The 15,025-nt window shown below is 66.7% G+C and carries 16 protein-coding genes and 2 pseudogenes; 8 read left to right on the plus strand and 10 right to left on the minus strand.

Annotation, left to right across the window (positions count from 1 at the left end; genetic code table 11):
• Positions 1-5: 5 nt before the first annotated feature.
• From EJC77_RS21430 to EJC77_RS06530, 5 genes and pseudogenes are all read right to left on the minus strand, one after another.
• A pseudogene (locus EJC77_RS21430) lies at positions 6-170 on the minus strand (D,D-dipeptide ABC transporter permease); the annotation flags it as partial.
• A complete protein-coding gene (locus tag EJC77_RS06515; RefSeq protein WP_240629859.1) occupies positions 167-1,255 on the minus strand; it encodes an ABC transporter permease in 1,089 nt (362 codons plus the stop codon). The gene EJC77_RS06515 and the pseudogene EJC77_RS21430, both read right to left, overlap by 4 nt.
• Positions 1,233-2,687: an ABC transporter substrate-binding protein gene (locus EJC77_RS06520; protein WP_205786933.1), complete on the minus strand. Its 1,455-nt coding sequence runs from the start codon at positions 2,685-2,687 to the stop codon at positions 1,233-1,235. The genes EJC77_RS06515 and EJC77_RS06520 overlap by 23 nt, the downstream gene beginning before the upstream one ends.
• A 213-nt stretch (positions 2,688-2,900) precedes the next feature.
• Entirely contained in the window at positions 2,901-3,281 is a 381-nt protein-coding gene (locus EJC77_RS06525; RefSeq protein ID WP_125610826.1) for an avidin-fold protein, read from the minus strand.
• Between the two features lie 513 nt (positions 3,282-3,794).
• The gene (locus EJC77_RS06530; protein WP_125610828.1) at positions 3,795-4,289 is read right to left on the minus strand and encodes a DUF3515 domain-containing protein; all 495 of its coding nucleotides are present in this window, start codon (positions 4,287-4,289) and stop codon (positions 3,795-3,797) included.
• Between the two features lie 103 nt (positions 4,290-4,392).
• Here EJC77_RS06530 and EJC77_RS06535 point away from each other — a divergent pair, with 103 nt between their 5' ends.
• Together EJC77_RS06535 and EJC77_RS06540 are read left to right on the plus strand one after the other, a co-directional pair.
• On the plus strand, positions 4,393-4,941 hold the full coding sequence (locus EJC77_RS06535) for a hypothetical protein (RefSeq protein ID WP_125610830.1): 549 nt from the start codon (positions 4,393-4,395) through the stop codon (positions 4,939-4,941).
• Positions 4,942-4,982: 41 nt separating this feature from the next.
• Positions 4,983-6,035 (plus strand): LCP family protein, encoded by a 1,053-nt coding sequence (locus EJC77_RS06540; protein WP_125610832.1) that lies wholly within the window; start codon positions 4,983-4,985, stop codon positions 6,033-6,035.
• 13 nt (positions 6,036-6,048) lie between these two features.
• On the opposite strand, the gene EJC77_RS21310 is transcribed toward EJC77_RS06540, so the two are convergent.
• The 4 genes from EJC77_RS21310 to EJC77_RS06555 form a co-directional block, all read right to left on the minus strand.
• On the minus strand, positions 6,049-6,264 hold the full coding sequence (locus EJC77_RS21310) for an SDR family oxidoreductase (RefSeq protein WP_205786947.1): 216 nt from the start codon (positions 6,262-6,264) through the stop codon (positions 6,049-6,051).
• A gap of 9 nt (positions 6,265-6,273) precedes the next feature.
• Positions 6,274-6,498, minus strand: coding sequence for an SDR family NAD(P)-dependent oxidoreductase (locus tag EJC77_RS20640; protein ID WP_205786941.1), 225 nt, complete (start codon positions 6,496-6,498; stop codon positions 6,274-6,276).
• 244 nt (positions 6,499-6,742) lie between these two features.
• A complete protein-coding gene (locus tag EJC77_RS06550) occupies positions 6,743-7,237 on the minus strand; it encodes a helix-turn-helix domain-containing protein (RefSeq protein ID WP_240629867.1) in 495 nt (164 codons plus the stop codon).
• A complete protein-coding gene (locus EJC77_RS06555; protein WP_240629861.1) occupies positions 7,237-7,902 on the minus strand; it encodes a hypothetical protein in 666 nt (221 codons plus the stop codon). Before EJC77_RS06555 ends, EJC77_RS06550 begins: the two co-directional genes overlap by 1 nt.
• Positions 7,903-8,067: 165 nt before the next feature.
• Here EJC77_RS06555 and EJC77_RS06560 point away from each other — a divergent pair.
• The 6 genes and pseudogenes from EJC77_RS06560 to rsmD form a co-directional block, all read left to right on the plus strand.
• Positions 8,068-8,283, plus strand: a pseudogene (locus EJC77_RS06560) (AIR synthase related protein); the annotation flags it as partial.
• Between the two features lie 26 nt (positions 8,284-8,309).
• Complete coding sequence (locus EJC77_RS06565) at positions 8,310-8,750, plus strand: hypothetical protein (RefSeq protein WP_125610837.1); 441 nt, start codon at positions 8,310-8,312, stop codon at positions 8,748-8,750.
• Between the two features lie 224 nt (positions 8,751-8,974).
• Positions 8,975-9,991, plus strand: a complete 1,017-nt coding sequence (gene thiL, locus EJC77_RS06570) for a thiamine-phosphate kinase (protein WP_125610840.1) — start codon at positions 8,975-8,977, stop codon at positions 9,989-9,991.
• 34 nt (positions 9,992-10,025) lie between these two features.
• Entirely contained in the window at positions 10,026-10,970 is a 945-nt protein-coding gene (locus EJC77_RS06575) for a DAK2 domain-containing protein (RefSeq protein ID WP_205786949.1), read from the plus strand.
• Complete coding sequence (locus EJC77_RS06580; protein WP_125610842.1) at positions 10,957-13,374, plus strand: ATP-dependent DNA helicase RecG; 2,418 nt, start codon at positions 10,957-10,959, stop codon at positions 13,372-13,374. The genes EJC77_RS06575 and EJC77_RS06580 overlap by 14 nt, the downstream gene beginning before the upstream one ends.
• A gap of 9 nt (positions 13,375-13,383) precedes the next feature.
• Complete coding sequence (gene rsmD / locus EJC77_RS06585; protein ID WP_125610844.1) at positions 13,384-13,977, plus strand: 16S rRNA (guanine(966)-N(2))-methyltransferase RsmD; 594 nt, start codon at positions 13,384-13,386, stop codon at positions 13,975-13,977.
• Between the two features lie 21 nt (positions 13,978-13,998).
• Here rsmD and EJC77_RS20305 read toward each other — a convergent pair.
• On the minus strand, positions 13,999-15,025 hold a 1,027-nt coding region (locus EJC77_RS20305; protein ID WP_476712879.1), incomplete at its 5' end, for a metallophosphoesterase family protein.

A 15,025-nucleotide genomic window follows, 5' to 3' on the forward strand; every position in this document is an offset into this window, starting at 1 on the left:
AGCAGCCTGTCAAAGTTCTGCGCCAGCGGGTCTACGGGCCAAATGTGCGAGATCACGGCGGCCACCAGAATCCACAAGAGGATGATGCTGGCACCTACCACGGCCATGGGATTTCTGAGGGTCGCGGGGAGCCGGAATCGCGGCCGTGTCAGGCCTTGTTCAAGGCTCATTGGATTCTCACTCTCGGATCGATGACGCCATAGAGAACGTCCACCAGGAAGTTGATCCCGATGTAGACAATTCCGACCACCAGTCCGACGCCCATGACGGCCGGCAGATCAAGTTTTGTTGCGGCCGTAAAGGCGTATTCACCGATCCCGTGCCAGGCGAAGACCTTCTCGACCAGAACCGTGCCGGAGAGGAGTGAGCCGAAGGCGAGGCCGACGATGGTGATGATGGGGACGAGGGCGCCGCGCAGCACGTAGCGCGTCACGACAACCCGTGCAGGAAGGCCCTTGGCCTTGGCTGCTTTCACAAAATCTTGGTTCAGCACGTCAAGAACGGAACTTCGGGAGAAGCGGGTGAGTAGTCCCACGGTGTAGAGGGCCAACACGAGCGCTGGCAGAATCAGGTGGCTAAGGGCGTCTGCGAAATTGTCGAGCTGGCCGGCCAGCAGTGAATCGACCGTGTACAGCCCGGTGACATGGGGCGGCGCGATGGCCGTGGGGGACAAACGGCCGGATCCTGGAAAGATCCGCAGCTTGAAGAAGAAGATGTAATACATCAGCAGGGCCAGCCAGAATGTCGGGATGGACAGGCCCACCAGGCTGACGGCGCGGATGACGTGGTCGGCGGCACGACGACGACGAAGTGCGGCCCACAGTCCGAGTGCGACGCCAATCACGATGGAGATCAAGATCGCGACGAGTGCGAGTTCCGCCGTGGCTGGGAACGCCTTGGCGATCTCTTGGGAGACGGGGAGCCTGGTTTGATTCGAGGTCCCCAGATTCCCGGTCAGCAACCGGCCCAGATAGTTCACGTACTGCACCGGCAGAGGCTGGTCCAGTCCTGCCTGCTTGCGGAACTGGGCCACGATTTGCGGATCCGCGGCTGCCTGCTCACCCAGTGCCGCCTGCACGGGATCTGCCGGCACCAGGTTGGTGAGCACGAACGTCACCAACGTGACGCCGAAGACCAACAGGACGCTGAGGCCCAGGCGTGTGGCAAGGTAGCGGGCCAGGGGATGATGCCCCCTGGCGGTGGCCTTGGCCGGGCGCGCCTGGCCCCCGGAATTACTTGATTCCGGCAAGATCAATCGTCCAGACAGGATTGAGGCTGACCGACGAAATGGTCCCGGCCGTCACCACATTCTTGGCGGGCTGCAGCAACGGGATGAACGGTCCGGTCTTGTTCATAGCCCTTTGCAGGTCCTCGTAGGCCGCCTGGCGGGCGTCGTTCCCGGTGGCAGCCTGTGCCTTGTTGGCAAGTGCCGTGATGGACGGGCTGGCATTGGCTGCCCAGCCGGCACGCAGGCCCACGAGCTGTCCCGGGGTGAACACCAGGTAGTCGGCGGGGTCCGGATAGTCCGGGCCCCAATACCATAGGCCGATGCTCTCCTTGCCGCCACGGTAGGCATCAAGTTCAGTGGCCACCGGCTGGGGAGCCAGCTTCACGTTGATTCCGATGGTCTTGAGCTGTGCCTGGACGGATGCGGCGATGCTTTGGAGTTCCAAACCCTGGACCGTGATGTCGTTCGGGAAGTTCAGCGGAATTTCCTCGCCGCTGTAGCCGGACTTTGCCAGGCTCGCCTTGGCCGCGGTTGCGTCAAACGAGTTGCTGGGATCGGACTTGAGGGCGCCGACGAATAGCGACGGGATGACGCCACCGGGCTGGACTGCGCCTGTTCCTGCCAGGCTGACAATCTTGCCGTAGTCGATACCGCGTCGTACGGCGGTCATGAAATCCTGATTCGACGTGAACTTGTTCACGGCCTGGTTCTGGTTCATCAGCAGGAAGATCATGTACGGGGAGGCGCCGCTGATCGTCTTCAGATCCCCGCCCTGGACTTCCTTCGCCTGGTCCGGGTTCAGATCCAATGCAACCTGGGAGTCCCCGGCCTGGATGTTGAGCTTTTGGGTGGGTCCGGCAACGTTGCGCAGAACCACCCGGCCATGACCGGGTTTCTCACTTCCCGTGTACTTGGTGTTGGCCGTGAAGACCACCTGGCTGGCGACATCGTAGGACTCGAGCTGGTACGGTCCGGATCCGGCGGACGTCTTGTTGAGAAACGCCTCGGCCTTGTCATTGGCGTCCGTGGTGCCGCCGTTTGCCTTGACCACCTTGGAGTTTACGATGCCCAGGGCACCGTTGGGCAGGATGAACGGGAGTGCCGGGTTCGCGTGGGCGGACGTCAGCGTCAGGGTGTGGTCGTCGACCTTGGCGACTTTGACGCCGTCGAGCAGGAAGGACGGGTTGCCCTTGATGCCTTGGACGCGTTCCAGCGAGAACACTGCGTCGTCCACGGTGACGGGTGTGCCGTCGGAGAACGTGTGTCCGGCCTTCATGGTCAAGGTGACCACCTTGGCGTCATCGGAGATCTTGTAGCTGGCCAAGCCATCGACGGGCTTGGTCACGTCGTCACCGTTGAACGTGAGGAGTGACTCGTACAGGGCATGCGCCACAATGGCCCCGGTCGTTTCGAATTCACGGGCGGGGTCGGCGGTCTTGAGGTCGAAGGAGCTGTCCACAACGACGGATGAGCTGCTTCCGGTGTTGGTATTCGAGCTGCTCCCCGAGGAACAGCCGCTTACCGCCAGCATTGAGAGTGCGGCGACGGCGCTCATAATGGCCGCCCCGCGTCGTTTGATTGTCATCCGTTCTCCAAAGGTAGGGCAGGACGGTGGTACCCGCTGCCGGTGGAAATTGCGTGGAAATATTCGTGGCGTGTAGCGCAGGAATGCTCAGGCTTCGAGGCAGATGCTGGTTTGATCCGTTCCGTCGGGTCCCTTGAAAAACTCCGTCAGCTTGAGCTTGCCGTCCCGTTCCCGGGAAATCTCCGATGTGGCCGAGCCAAACACAACGGCGTCGCTTGTCGTGGAATGCACAAACGCAAGCTCGATGCGGGACCCGACTCTCTTGCCGGCGAACCTGCCAAGCTTCACCGTGTCGCCCGCATAGTCGCCCCACAGGACGCCGCCCTCCTCGAAATAGTGAAATCGTGTGGCGTGCCCGGTGGCCACCACGCTGGCCGATGACGATTGCAAGTCGAAGGTGCGACCGTTGAGGTGGAGGGCATCCACTGTCGTCCCGGAAGGATCAGGAGTGTCTTGCGTTGCCGTCATATGATGCCTCGGGTTCCGTCGTGGTCGTACGGGGTGACCTCAGTCACTTTAGTATGTGACGTGGTACAGGCTGAAATGCCCACATTGTCAAGGTCGCTCACGGACTCGTTACCCACTTGCAACTTTGCCGCCCGGGTGACATCGATGCATCATATTTTGCATAGCCGTCAATTGATTTGATGGTGAAATAAGCTCGTGGGTGAAATGACCCACGAGCGACTCAATGCGAGGTTCTCAGCGCTGGCCGCGCCGATGGGTCTCAGCCGGCCCGGATTCCCCAACCATCTGAAAATACTTGAACGGTCCAGGCTGGATCGCGTTCGGCGCCCATGCACCCACAGCCTACAAGGCGAGCATCCGGGCGCCGAGAACACCGGTGGGCCCTTTCGTCGAGGTAGCGTCATCACGTCGAAGTAGCGGAACATATGCGGTCCCCGTCGGCGCTTTGGCGCTACCTCGACGCGTCATTGGTCTCGACAGGCTCGACCACCGAAGGCTCGACCACCGGAACGACTACTTGTTCGGCAGGTTCAGCGACTCATCCGGGCTGACGCAGTGCCGGGCCTGTGGGATCTTCGAGGCCGCGTTGGACAGCTGCGAGAGCACCGTGCTGGACGGGATCTTGTTCGGGTCGATGACCACCTCGGTCGCCGGGACGCGCCCGTAGGTGGTCAGGGTCCAGGTGGTGGCGTTGTCCTCCTTGATGACCCAGTCCACGTCGTTGACGCCCACGCAGCGGTCCGTTGTCGGCCCGGGCGGGTTCACGCCGCAGCGCAGGATCACCAGTGACGGGTCGCCCCAGGCTGCCGTGCCCTGGCTCGTCGTCGGGCGCTTGTTCGCGTCCCCGAGCTGGTCGGGCAGGGCCACCATCATGGGGGCGCAGGCCGGATCGGCCGAATCCTTCGCCGCCGCCACCTCGACCGCCGGGGCGCACCCCGAGGCCAGCAGCGCCGCCGCCGCCAGTACCGGCAACAGTCGGAACGGAACGGATTTCAGGCTCAAACGCATGGTTCAAGCCTATCGCGCGGGGACAGAAGCCAACGCCAAAAGCCAACGCCACCGCATAGCCGGAACCGTGGACCGCATGGAACGCCCGGCGCATACTGGAACGATGAGCGGAACCCGAGCGGACGGGTCCGGTGCGGCGCGACCCGCCCGCGGCAGAGACCACAACAGAGACCACAGCAACGGCCAGGGCAACGGCCTGCGCAGGGGCCAGTTCGCCCTCGCCATGATCCTGCTGGCGCAGTACCTCCTCGGCCTGGCCGTGAACCTGTTCGTCACCATCCCGGACAGCCACCCGGGCGCCAGGCCGGACGAGTACTTCAGCGGCGTCACCCGCAGCGTCGGGTGGGCCATCACCGGGGGCGGCATGTGGCTGGCGCTGCACGCCATAGTGGGCCTGCTCGTGACCGTCATCGCCATCTGGCTCGCCGTCCTGGCCGTCAAAGAACACCGAACGAGAACGCTGACCATTCTCGGCGCCGTGTTCGTGCTGGCGGCCGGCTTCAACGGCGGCAGCTTCCTGAATTACAACCAGGACTTCAGTTCCCTGCTCATGGGCGGGCTCTGGGCGCTCGCGCTGGCCTGCTACCTGATCACCGTCTTCGCGGGGAGGGAGGCGGTGAAACACCCGAAGAGTCGCCAATACGTGATGTGACCCGACAAGCCAATGGGCGTCCGGCATGGCATCATGACGCCATGAGCAACGAGCAGCCCCCGGAACGGGAACTGGAAGCCATCCGCGAAAAACGGAAGCGCAGGACGACCGCCCGCACCGTGCTGCTCGGGTTCCTCGCGCTGGTCGTCGCGGGCGCCGTCGTCGGCGGCCTGTTCATCGTGAACCTGGCCCACAGCTTCGACACCAAGGCCCAGCACATCGCCAGCGCCTTCCCGCAGGAATCCACAAGGCCCACGAAGCCCACCGAGGGCCCGGCCGCGCAGGCCATGAACATCCTCCTGCTGGGCAGTGACAGCCGCGGCGACTCGGTGAACATGGCGGAGCAGGGCGCGGCGTCGAACCAGCGCTCGGACACCATGATGTGGGTGCACGTCCCGGCGGACCGGAAGAACGTCTACCTGATGTCGATCATGCGCGACACGTGGGTGGACATCCCCGGCGTGGGGGAGGCGAAGATCAACGCGGCCCTCGCCTACGGGGGCGTGCCGCTGGTGGTGCAAACGCTCGAGGGCATGTTCAAGACCCGGCTGGACCATGTGGCCGTGGTCGACTTCGAGGGCTTCAAGGCCATCACCGACGCGCTCGGCGGCGTGAAGGTCGACGTGCCCATCGGCTTCAAGGCGTATACCAGCGACGACACGTTCGCCAAGGGCCCGCAAGTGCTCAATGGGGATAAGGCGCTCGCGTTCGTGCGCGAACGGTACGCGTTCGCGGACGGCGACTACCAGCGCGTGCGCGACCAGCAGATCTTCCTCAAGGCCGTCATGGACACGGTCCTCACCCCGGCGACCATGCTCAACCCGGTCAAGGTCACCGGCCTGGTGGACCAGGTCTCGCCGTACGTCAGCGTGGACAAGGGCCTGGACGCGGCCACGCTCGGGGCGCTCGCGGTGAGCCTGCGCGACGTGCGCGGCGGCGACGTCAAGTCGTTCACGCTGCCCACGCGGGGGACCGGCACCAGCGCGGACGGCCAGTCGATCGTGGTGAGGGACGACGCCGCCATCGCCTCGATCGCGAAGGCCCTGGGTGACGATTCGCTCGGCACATACCTGGCGGGTGCCGGGCTGGGGTAGCGCCGGGTGCGGCTCAGGCCATGGTCAGGCCGCCCCTGACGGACAGCGTTTGGCCGGTGATGTAGGCGGCCTCCTCGGAGGCGAAGAAGGCGACGGCGTTGGCCAGGTCTGCCGGCTGGGCCAGCCGGTGCAGTGGGACGGCCCCGTGTCCCTGTTCCGCATGACAGCCATGGTCACCTGGCTGCGGTACAGCGTGCCGTACAGGTTGATGCCGATGACCCGGACCCAGTCCGCCACCTTAGCTCTGCAGGAACGGCTCCACCTTGTCCCATCCGGCGTCGTTGACCAGCACGTCGATCCGGCCAAACGCCGCCCGGGCGCCGCGGCCGAGTGCGTCCACGGAGTCGCGCCCGGTCACGTCCACCAGCGTGCCGACGGACCCGTTCCCCAGCGCGGCCGCGGCCTCCTTGGCCGCGGTCTCATTGATGTCGCCGGCGACGACGGTGGCACCCTCGGCGGCCAATTTCTCGGCAGCCGCTCCCGGCTGATCCCGCCGAGCATGACGATCGCGTCCGTGCGCTGAGCCACCGGCTGCGGGACGTTGAAGAATAGCTGGAACGCGGCCACCAGCCACAGTGCCAACGTCAGCAGGATCGCCATCAGCACCCGGAACGCGGTGCTGCGGGGCGGTTTCCTGGCGGGCATTGCTTTAGTCTATGCGGGTCTGCGGGTCCTTCCGCACCCACGCGGTGGTCGTCCGCCTCCCCCTATCGAACGTGGGTTGAGCCGCCGCCAAGCTGCGCGTTGGCAGCCTTGCGTTCAGCGCCGAGCGCGGGACTTTGGCCAAGGCTCCGGGCGCGTACTAAGAGCACCGCCGAGGGAACAACCTTGCCGTTGAGGTATGTGGACAGTCGGGACTGTGACGTCCCCAGGCGGGCGGCGAACTCAGCCCGTGAGAGCTGGCTGGCTTCGAGCGCGGCCCGCAACTCGGACGTCACCTGCCGGCGTTCCTCGGCTTCCCGGGCAGCCGTGGCACGGTTCATCAGATCGGAGAACAGGTTCACCATGGCGGGATTTTCGACGAGGCCCAGCACTTCCTCCAAGTCTGCTGCCACCTCGCCGCGCGGGTCTTGGCGCAGGGCGGCAGCGATGCGCCGCCAATCATGGAGGTCGCCACGTTCGACGGCGGCGAGCAAGCCCTCCACGCCCCACATCTCCACCGGGTCGGTCGGAGCCACTGAGAGGTTCCGGAACTTAAGCATCACGCGCTTCCTTCCGTGATGATGGACGCAAGCTCCCGGCAGACTCGGACGGTCTCGGACCACTCCTGCCAGCGGTCCACCAGCCCTTTGTACTTCTCCAGCCGTGTAGTGGTGCGCGAGTCCTTGGGGGAAGGATTGGCCAGCTGCCGCACGAGCTGGCTGGCCACGGCAGTGCCATCCCGGTTCTGGTCGGCATAGTACTCGTCCATATGTCCCAAGACATCGGCAGCATGCTCCCGGCCCATCGAATCGGACAGAGCCGCTACATCGAGGTAGTCTCGGGTCTGGTTTCGCTTGACGATCAGGAACGCCTTGATGCGAAGTGTTTCGTCCCGGGTAGGGACGTGGACGTGAGCGCCCGAGGCCAACTCCACATCGGCGACCTCAAGTGGGCGCCGGCGGATGAGCTGGCGCAGTCCCGTCTCGATTTCCCCCAATTCGCCCAAGATGATCTTCCCCGGGGTAACGCGATTCGTAGCCCACCCCGCGTCGGCTTCGAGAGCTTCGAGCACCACGTTGAAGTTCTCACGCAGCGTCGTCAGCACATGGTCGTGGTCATGGGAACTCCTGTGACCGGCATAGAGAGCCGCTGCGCTTCCCCCGACGAGCACTGCATCGGGAACGAGGCCCTGCAGGCGGGATGCTGATTCGAGGACGTCGGTCAAGTCCTGGGGCAAGTCGGTCCTGGCTGGTGCTGCGGGGCGAGGGTGACCCCCGGTTCCTGGGTCTTTCACTTTGAAATTGTATCAAATGTGATACGTGGCATCTCGCGAGAACGCTATCCCTTGATTGTCAGTCATCTCCGATACGGATAATCCATGGCCCTCACCAGCGGCTCGGTGCTGCTGGGCCCCGGCGACGACGCCGCCGTCATCGCCGCCCCGGACGGGCGCACGGTCGTCTCCATCGACACGCAGGTCCAGGACCGCGACTTCCGCCTCACCTGGCCCAACGGCGCCCACTCGACCGGCTACGACGTCGGCTGGAAGGCCGCCGCACAGAACCTCAGCGACATCAACGCCATGGGTGCCGTTGCCACCGCACTGGACGACTGATGGTCAGTTGTCGTGGGTTGAGCCTGATTCTGCGCGCGAAACCGCAGGAGATGATCAAGCGGTGGTCACCGGCGTGTCTGCGCCCGAAGGACATGCCGATGAACGACGACGCTTCAGGTGCCAACCTTGCTCATGACCGTGCTCTGGACGAGACCGCCGCCTTCCTCGCCGATACTGCCATCCTGGAAGTCGCGCTTCGAAACGCGCTGGTCACGCGGCTTGAGGTGCTCTATGGCCACCGCTGGTTCGAAGTCGATGCCGGCTTCCATGGACCGGCCAGGGACAAACTACAGACAGCTTGGGGTGCTCTGCCAAGTCGGCAGAAAACGCCCGGGCATCTGGTAGTCAGACTCATGTTTGGTTTTTGGAAGGGGCTACTTGAACCCGGCGGCTATGCCGGGCGGGCGCGCCATAGCCAAGTCGGAGGACGCCCATTACACGCGTGGCTGGACCCTTGAATACGTCACAGTGGTCCATGCCGTCCGGAACGGTGCGGCGCGCCAAGAGCCGATGGTCAGATGAAATGCAACACCATGCTGCCATCGTTGATCGCAGATCGGCCCGCCGGCGGTACCGAACCGGGACCGGTCCAAGCGCAGCCGCCGCGGTTTCCTGGCGGCATCACACCAGCTACGGGGACTTGCCCGGCACAAATGTCAGCACAGACGGCTACGGTTAAACCATGACCCTCACCGTCGACGAACTCTCCGAAGCCCAGCTGCTGGCGCGCATCTTCCCCCGCCTGGGCACCAGCGACTCGGTGCTCCTGGGCCCCGGCGACGACGCCGCCGTCATCGCCGCCCCGGACGGGCGCACGGTCGTCTCCATCGACACGCAGGTTCAGGACCGCGACTTCCGCCTCACCTGGCCCAACGGCTCGCACTCGACCGGCTACGACGTCGGCTGGAAGGCCGCCGCGCAGAACCTCAGCGACATCAACGCCATGGGTGCCGTTGCCACGGCCATGGTCGTCAGCCTCACCCTCCCGCGCACGACGCCGGTCCGCTGGGTTGAGGAGCTGGCCGCCGGGTTGGGCGCGGCCATCAGTGCACTGGGTGCGGGGGACTGCTCGGTGGCCGGCGGCGACCTCTCCGGCGGGTCGGAAATCGTCGTCACCGTGGCCGTCATGGGATCGCTCGAGTGCCGCGACCCCGTGCTGCGCTCCGGCGCCCGCGCCGGCGACCAACTGGCCGTGTGCGGCACCCTGGGCCTGGCCGCCGCCGGCTGGGCGCTGCTCGAAAGCGGCATCGACGCGGCCGACTTCACCCCGGACATGGAGCACGCCGCCGCCACGTTCGCCCGGCCCGTGCCGCCGCTGGCCGCAGGCCCCGCCGCTGCCGTCGCCGGGGCCACCGCGCTCATGGACATCTCCGACGGCCTGCTGCGCGACGCCGGGCGCCTGGCCGCGGCCAGCGGCACCCGGCTGGACCTTGACGCCGTCGTGCTTGACAAACTGGCCGGCGAGCTGGAACCCGTGGCCCGCGCGCTCGGCGCCAACCCGCTGCACTGGGTGCTCACCGGCGGCGAGGACCACGGCTTGTTATCCACATTCCCGCGCGGCACCGCCCTGCCGGACGGGTTTCTTGGGATAGGCTCGGTACTGCCCGGCGCCACCAACCAACCGGCGGTGACGATTGCCGGTGCGGACTCGAGAAGCGTCGTCCAAGACGCCGTGGGATGGGATCACTTTGCAGTCTAAGATTGCCGCCAACGCGCCGGTGATTCGCCGGTGGATGGCGAAGGCCGAAGAGACGCTGGCCAACCACAGCGACCGGCTCAACGCCATCAACATCTTCCCCGTCGCCGACGCCGACACCGGGACCAACCTGTACCAGACCGTCCGGTCCGCCTCGCAGGGTGTGCAGGAAATGGAACCGACCGCCGACGTCGGGGCCGTGGTGGCCGTGGCCGGGCGCGCCGCCATGGAACAGGCCCGTGGCAACTCCGGCACCCTGTTCGCCGTCTTCCTGGCCGCCATGGCCGAACCCCTGGCCGGCCAGAACCGGTTCAGCGGCCCGCTGCTGGCCGCGGCCCTGCACCGGGCGCAGCTGCGCTCGTGGAGCGCGCTGAGCGATCCGCAGCCGGGCACGTTCCTTTCTGTTCTGGAGGCCGCCGCCCGGGGCGCGTCCGTCGTGGAGTCCGCCATGAACGGCGACGACTCCAACCACGCCCTCGCCCTCACCCTGGACGGCGTCGTGGAGGCCGCGCTCGAGGCCGTCGTGGCCACCGAGAACCAGCTCGTCGCACTGGCCGCCGCGCACGTGGTCGACGCCGGCGGCGTGGGGCTGCTGCTCATCCTCGACTGCCTGCGCGCCGTCGTCCTCGGCGACGAACTGCAGGAGGACCTGCTCGACGGGTTGCACGGCTACCGGGTCCAGGACCGCAACATCGCCCTCGACATGCCCGAGGACCACGGGGTGGAGGTCATGTGCACCATCAGCCTGACTCCGCTGGCCGCCGCCGGGCTGCGCATGCAGCTCGATGAGCTCGGTGAATCCGTCATCATCAGCGCCGTCTCCGAGGAGATGGAACCCACCGGCGGCTATCCGTGGCGGGTGCACGTGCACGTGCCCGAACCGGCCATGGCGCTGGATTTGATCCACGCGGCCGGGGACCCCAGCAACGTCAGCATCACCCAGCTCAGCGCCACCGCGGACGACGCCCATGAGCTCCTCTGACCCTTTCGACACAGGCCCGTCCCTCGACGAACTGAACATTCCGCTGGTGCGCCTGGTCGGCAAGACCAGCGCCGACGTGATCGAACGTGAACTCGGGCTCACCACGGCCGGCGAGCTGCTGCACCACTTCCCACGCCGCTACCTGAAGCTGGGGGAGCTGACCGATCTTGAGGCGTTGGAGAACCCGTGGCGGTCATCTCCGTCCGACTCCGAGCCTGGCGGCGACGCCGGTGATCCGGGGCCCGACGACGAGGTCACCATCGTGGCGCGCGTGGTCCGGGCCACGACCCGGCGCATGAACAACAGGCCCGGGAACATCACCGAGGTGACGATCACCGACGGAACCGGGCGCCCGTCCAAGGTGCGCATCGCCCTGTTCAACGCCTATCAGGCCATGCGCGAGCTGCAGCCCGGCGTGCTGGCGATGTTCTCCGGCAAGATCAAAAACTACCGGGGCACCGTTTCCCTGGCCGGGCCGAAGTACGCGCTGCTGCCCGACGACGAACTGGCCGAACACGAGGCCGAGCTCCACGTGGCCAAGCCCATCCCGGTGTACCCGGCGGCCGGGAAACTGCCCAGCTGGCGCATCCAGAACGTGATCGAGACGCTGCTCGGCGTCATGGACCTGACCAAGATCCCCGACCCGATCCCCGCCGGCATCGTGTCGCGGGAAGGATTCAGCCCGCTGCCGGAGGCGTACCTGGCGCTGCACGAGCCGTCACTGGAGGCGGATTGGCAGCGTGCGATCAAACGGTTCCGCTACCAGGAGGCGCTCGCGCTGCAGACGGCGCTGGCGCAGCGCCGGGACCAGACCCGGAACTCGCCGGCCACGGCCCGGCCCGGGCTGCCCGCGGGGCTCCTGTCCGCGTTCGACGCCGGGCTCCCCTACACGCTGACGGACGGGCAGCGCACGCTGGGGTCGCTGTTTTCCGCCGAGCTGTCCGCCCCGCACCCCATGAACCGGCTGCTGCAGGGTGAGGTGGGCTCCGGCAAGACGCTCGTCGCCCTGCGCGCCATGCTCCAGGTCATCGACTCCGGCGGGCAGGCCGCCTTCCTGGCCCCCACCGAGGTGCTGGCCGGCCAGCACTACACGTCCATCAGCACCCTGCTCGGCACGCTGGGCTCCGGCACGCTGCTCGGCGGACCGCACGCCACCACCGTCACCCTGTTGACCGGGTCCATGCCGGCCGCAGCGCGGAAGAAGGCGATGCTGGCCGCCGCGTCCGGGGAGGCCGGCATCGTGATCGGCACGCATGCGCTGCTCTCCGACACGGTGACCTTTGCCGACCTGGGCATGATCGTCGTCGACGAACAGCACCGTTTCGGCGTGGAGCAACGCGACGCGCTGCGCGCCAAGGCCGCCAAGCCGCCGCACCTGCTCGTCATGACGGCCACCCCCATTCCCCGCACCGTGGCCATGACGGTCTTCGGCGACCTCGAGGTGTCCGAGCTGAAGGAACTGCCCGCCGGGCGCGCGCCGATCAACACGCACGTGGTCGCCCTGGCCGAGCACCCCGGCTGGGAGGCGCGGCTGTGGACCCGGTCCCGGGAAGAGGTCGACGCCGGCCGGCAGGTGTACGTGGTGTGCCCGAAGATCGGCGACGAGGATCAGGTTTCGACAGGCTCAACCACCGGTGATCGAGCTCGTCGAGATCAGGTTTCGACAGGCTCAACCACCGGGGTTTCGACAGGCTCAACCAGCGGTGATCGAGCTCGTCGAGATCAGGTTTCGACAGGCTCAACCACCGGGGTTTCGACAGGCTCAACCACCGGCGACGGCGACCAGCGCGCCATGGCCGGGGTACTCGCCGTCGTCCAATACCTGCGCACGGTCCCGGCCCTCGCCGGGCTGCGGATCGAGCCGCTGCACGGGCGGCTCGACCCCGCGGACAAGACCGCGACCATGGCCGACTTCGCCGCCGGCGGCATCGATGTGCTCGTCGCCACGACCGTGATCGAGGTGGGCGTGGACGTGCACAACGCGACGCTCATGATCGTGCTGGACGCGGACCGCTTCGGCATGTCCCAGCTGCACCAGTTGCGCGGGCGCGTGGGCCGCGGCGGGCATGCCGGCACCTGCCTGCTGGAGACCGGGCTGCCGGCCGGGCACCCCAGCCGCAGGCGCCTGGCCGCCGTGGCCGCCACGACCGACGGGTTCGAACTGGCGCAGGAGGATGTGCGGATGCGCCGCGAGGGCGACATCCTGGGCGCGTCGCAGTCGGGCGGGCGGCGGAGCATGCGGTTCCTGCAGGTCCTCTCGAACGCCGACGTGATCGAGCAGGCGCGCGCCGACGCGTGCCTCATCGTCGAGGAGGACCCGCAGCTGGCGCGGCACCCGGCGCTGGCCTACGAGATCGCCACGTACCTGACCGATGAGACGGAGGCGTTCCTTGAACGCGGGTAAGGGGGTTTCTTGAGCCGGATCGTGGCGGGCGCGGCCGGCGGCACGCCGCTGGTGTCGGTGCCCGGGGACGGGACGCGGCCCACCACCGACCGGGTCAAGGAGGCGCTGTTCTCCCGGCTCGAGTCCCTGGACATGCTCGCCGACGCGCGCGTGCTGGACCTGTACGCGGGGTCGGGTTCGCTGGGGGTGGAGGCCGCCAGCCGCGGCGCGAAGTCCGTGGAGCTCGTGGAGTTCGACGCCCGCGCCGCCGCGGTGTGCCAGCGCAACGCGTCCCTGGTGAACAGGGCCGTGGGGTCAAAGGTCGTCTCGGTGCAGCGGTCCCGCGTGGAGACGTTCCTGGGCCGCGTGCTGGACGCCGGGGTGGACCGGTGGGACCTGGTATTCATGGACCCGCCGTACCCGCTGGGGGAGGACGGGCTGGCGTCCGTGCTGTCCCTGCTGGCGTCGAACCTGAGCCCGTACGCCGTCGTGGTGGTGGAACGGTCCACGCGCTCGCCGGAGCCTGCGTGGCCCTCCGGCCTGGAGCGCTTCGCCGAGAAGAAGTATGGGGAAACCCGGCTCTGGTTCGCCGAACCGTCCGGGTCCGCCGACCCCGCTGGATAGGCGACGGCTCCGTGTTCTCAGCTAGAACGGCTTGGCCAGCAGCAGTTCGAGGTTCTGGTCCTTCGCGGTGCCCGTCCGGCCGGAGGTGCCGGCTCCGGGACTGTTCATCGCCAGCTCCGCGCTGAAGGCGGCCAACTGGGCGGCCGTGAACGATTTGTCGTAGTCGAGGTGGACCGCCTCCGAGTGGTCTACCATCACGCCGATCATGGACAACGTGCCGTCATTGTTGTCCGCGATCTCCACGGTTCGTGACTGCTGCGGGAAGTCGATGTGCGAGGCGGTGTTCACTTCCCAGAAACCGTGGTCCCCGAAGGTGCTGCGGCGTGCCCAGACCTTGTTGCGGTGCAGGTGCCCACTGACCCACAGGACGACGTTCGGGTAGCGGCCCAGCAGCTCGTGGACGGCCGCGGGCGTCCGGAGGGCGTACGGGTCCGACGTCGGCGTACGGGGTTGCCCGAAGACCGACGAGGGATGGTGGCTGAACAGCACCACGAGCTGATCCGTGTTTCCCGTCGTGACCGGTTCTCCCTTGCTGTTGAACTTGCGTCCCGACACGCTGTTGAGCTGCGCCTCGAGCCATTTTACCTGGGCGGCGTCGATGGACCCGTAACCACCCCCGGTGGGGTCGGTGGTGTCCAGCATGATGCCGACGATCCCCTCGACCAATTGGAAGCGGTAATACGTGGTGCCTTGGCGAAGATTCTCCTCTGTGAAGCCGTGGCCGGCCGGCCCATGCGGACCGGTCCCGATCATGTGGGCGCTGACGAATTCGGTCTTGCTCGCCGGCCGGCGTGTCACGGATGCCTTGACGGTCCGCCCGGGCATGGCGTCGAGGATCTTCTTGATCTGGGCTTGCGTGGCCTTGTTCAGCTGTTTGGTGAATTCGTTGTAGTCGATCCCCTTGGGAAGGCCCAGCGGGATCTTGTCCGAGACGGCGACGGCCGCGTAGAAGTCTGCCAGGGGCGTGTCTAGGTGCGTGTGCCAGTAGTGGTTTGAGGTGCGGCGTCGTGTTGTGACGGAATTCGCCCGTTCCAAGCCGGGCCGGTAC

This window comes from Specibacter cremeus (genome assembly GCF_003946885.1).
Lineage (GTDB): Bacteria > Actinomycetota > Actinomycetes > Actinomycetales > Micrococcaceae > Specibacter > Specibacter cremeus.

Bases quoted from the DNA above. Each gene is read 5' to 3' on its own strand.
- EJC77_RS06575 (WP_205786949.1), top strand. From the start codon at position 10,026: ATGGCGAAGGCCGAAGAGACGCTGGCCAACCACAGCGACCGGCTCAAC.
- EJC77_RS06535 (WP_125610830.1), top strand. From the start codon at position 4,393: ATGAGCGGAACCCGAGCGGACGGGTCCGGTGCGGCGCGACCCGCCCGC.
- EJC77_RS06540 (WP_125610832.1), top strand. From the start codon at position 4,983: ATGAGCAACGAGCAGCCCCCGGAACGGGAACTGGAAGCCATCCGCGAA.
- EJC77_RS06525 (WP_125610826.1), bottom strand. From the start codon at position 3,281: ATGACGGCAACGCAAGACACTCCTGATCCTTCCGGGACGACAGTGGAT.
- EJC77_RS06580 (WP_125610842.1), top strand. From the start codon at position 10,957: ATGAGCTCCTCTGACCCTTTCGACACAGGCCCGTCCCTCGACGAACTG.
- thiL (WP_125610840.1), top strand. From the start codon at position 8,975: ATGACCCTCACCGTCGACGAACTCTCCGAAGCCCAGCTGCTGGCGCGC.
- EJC77_RS06550 (WP_240629867.1), bottom strand. From the start codon at position 7,237: ATGCTTAAGTTCCGGAACCTCTCAGTGGCTCCGACCGACCCGGTGGAG.
- EJC77_RS06530 (WP_125610828.1), bottom strand. From the start codon at position 4,289: ATGCGTTTGAGCCTGAAATCCGTTCCGTTCCGACTGTTGCCGGTACTG.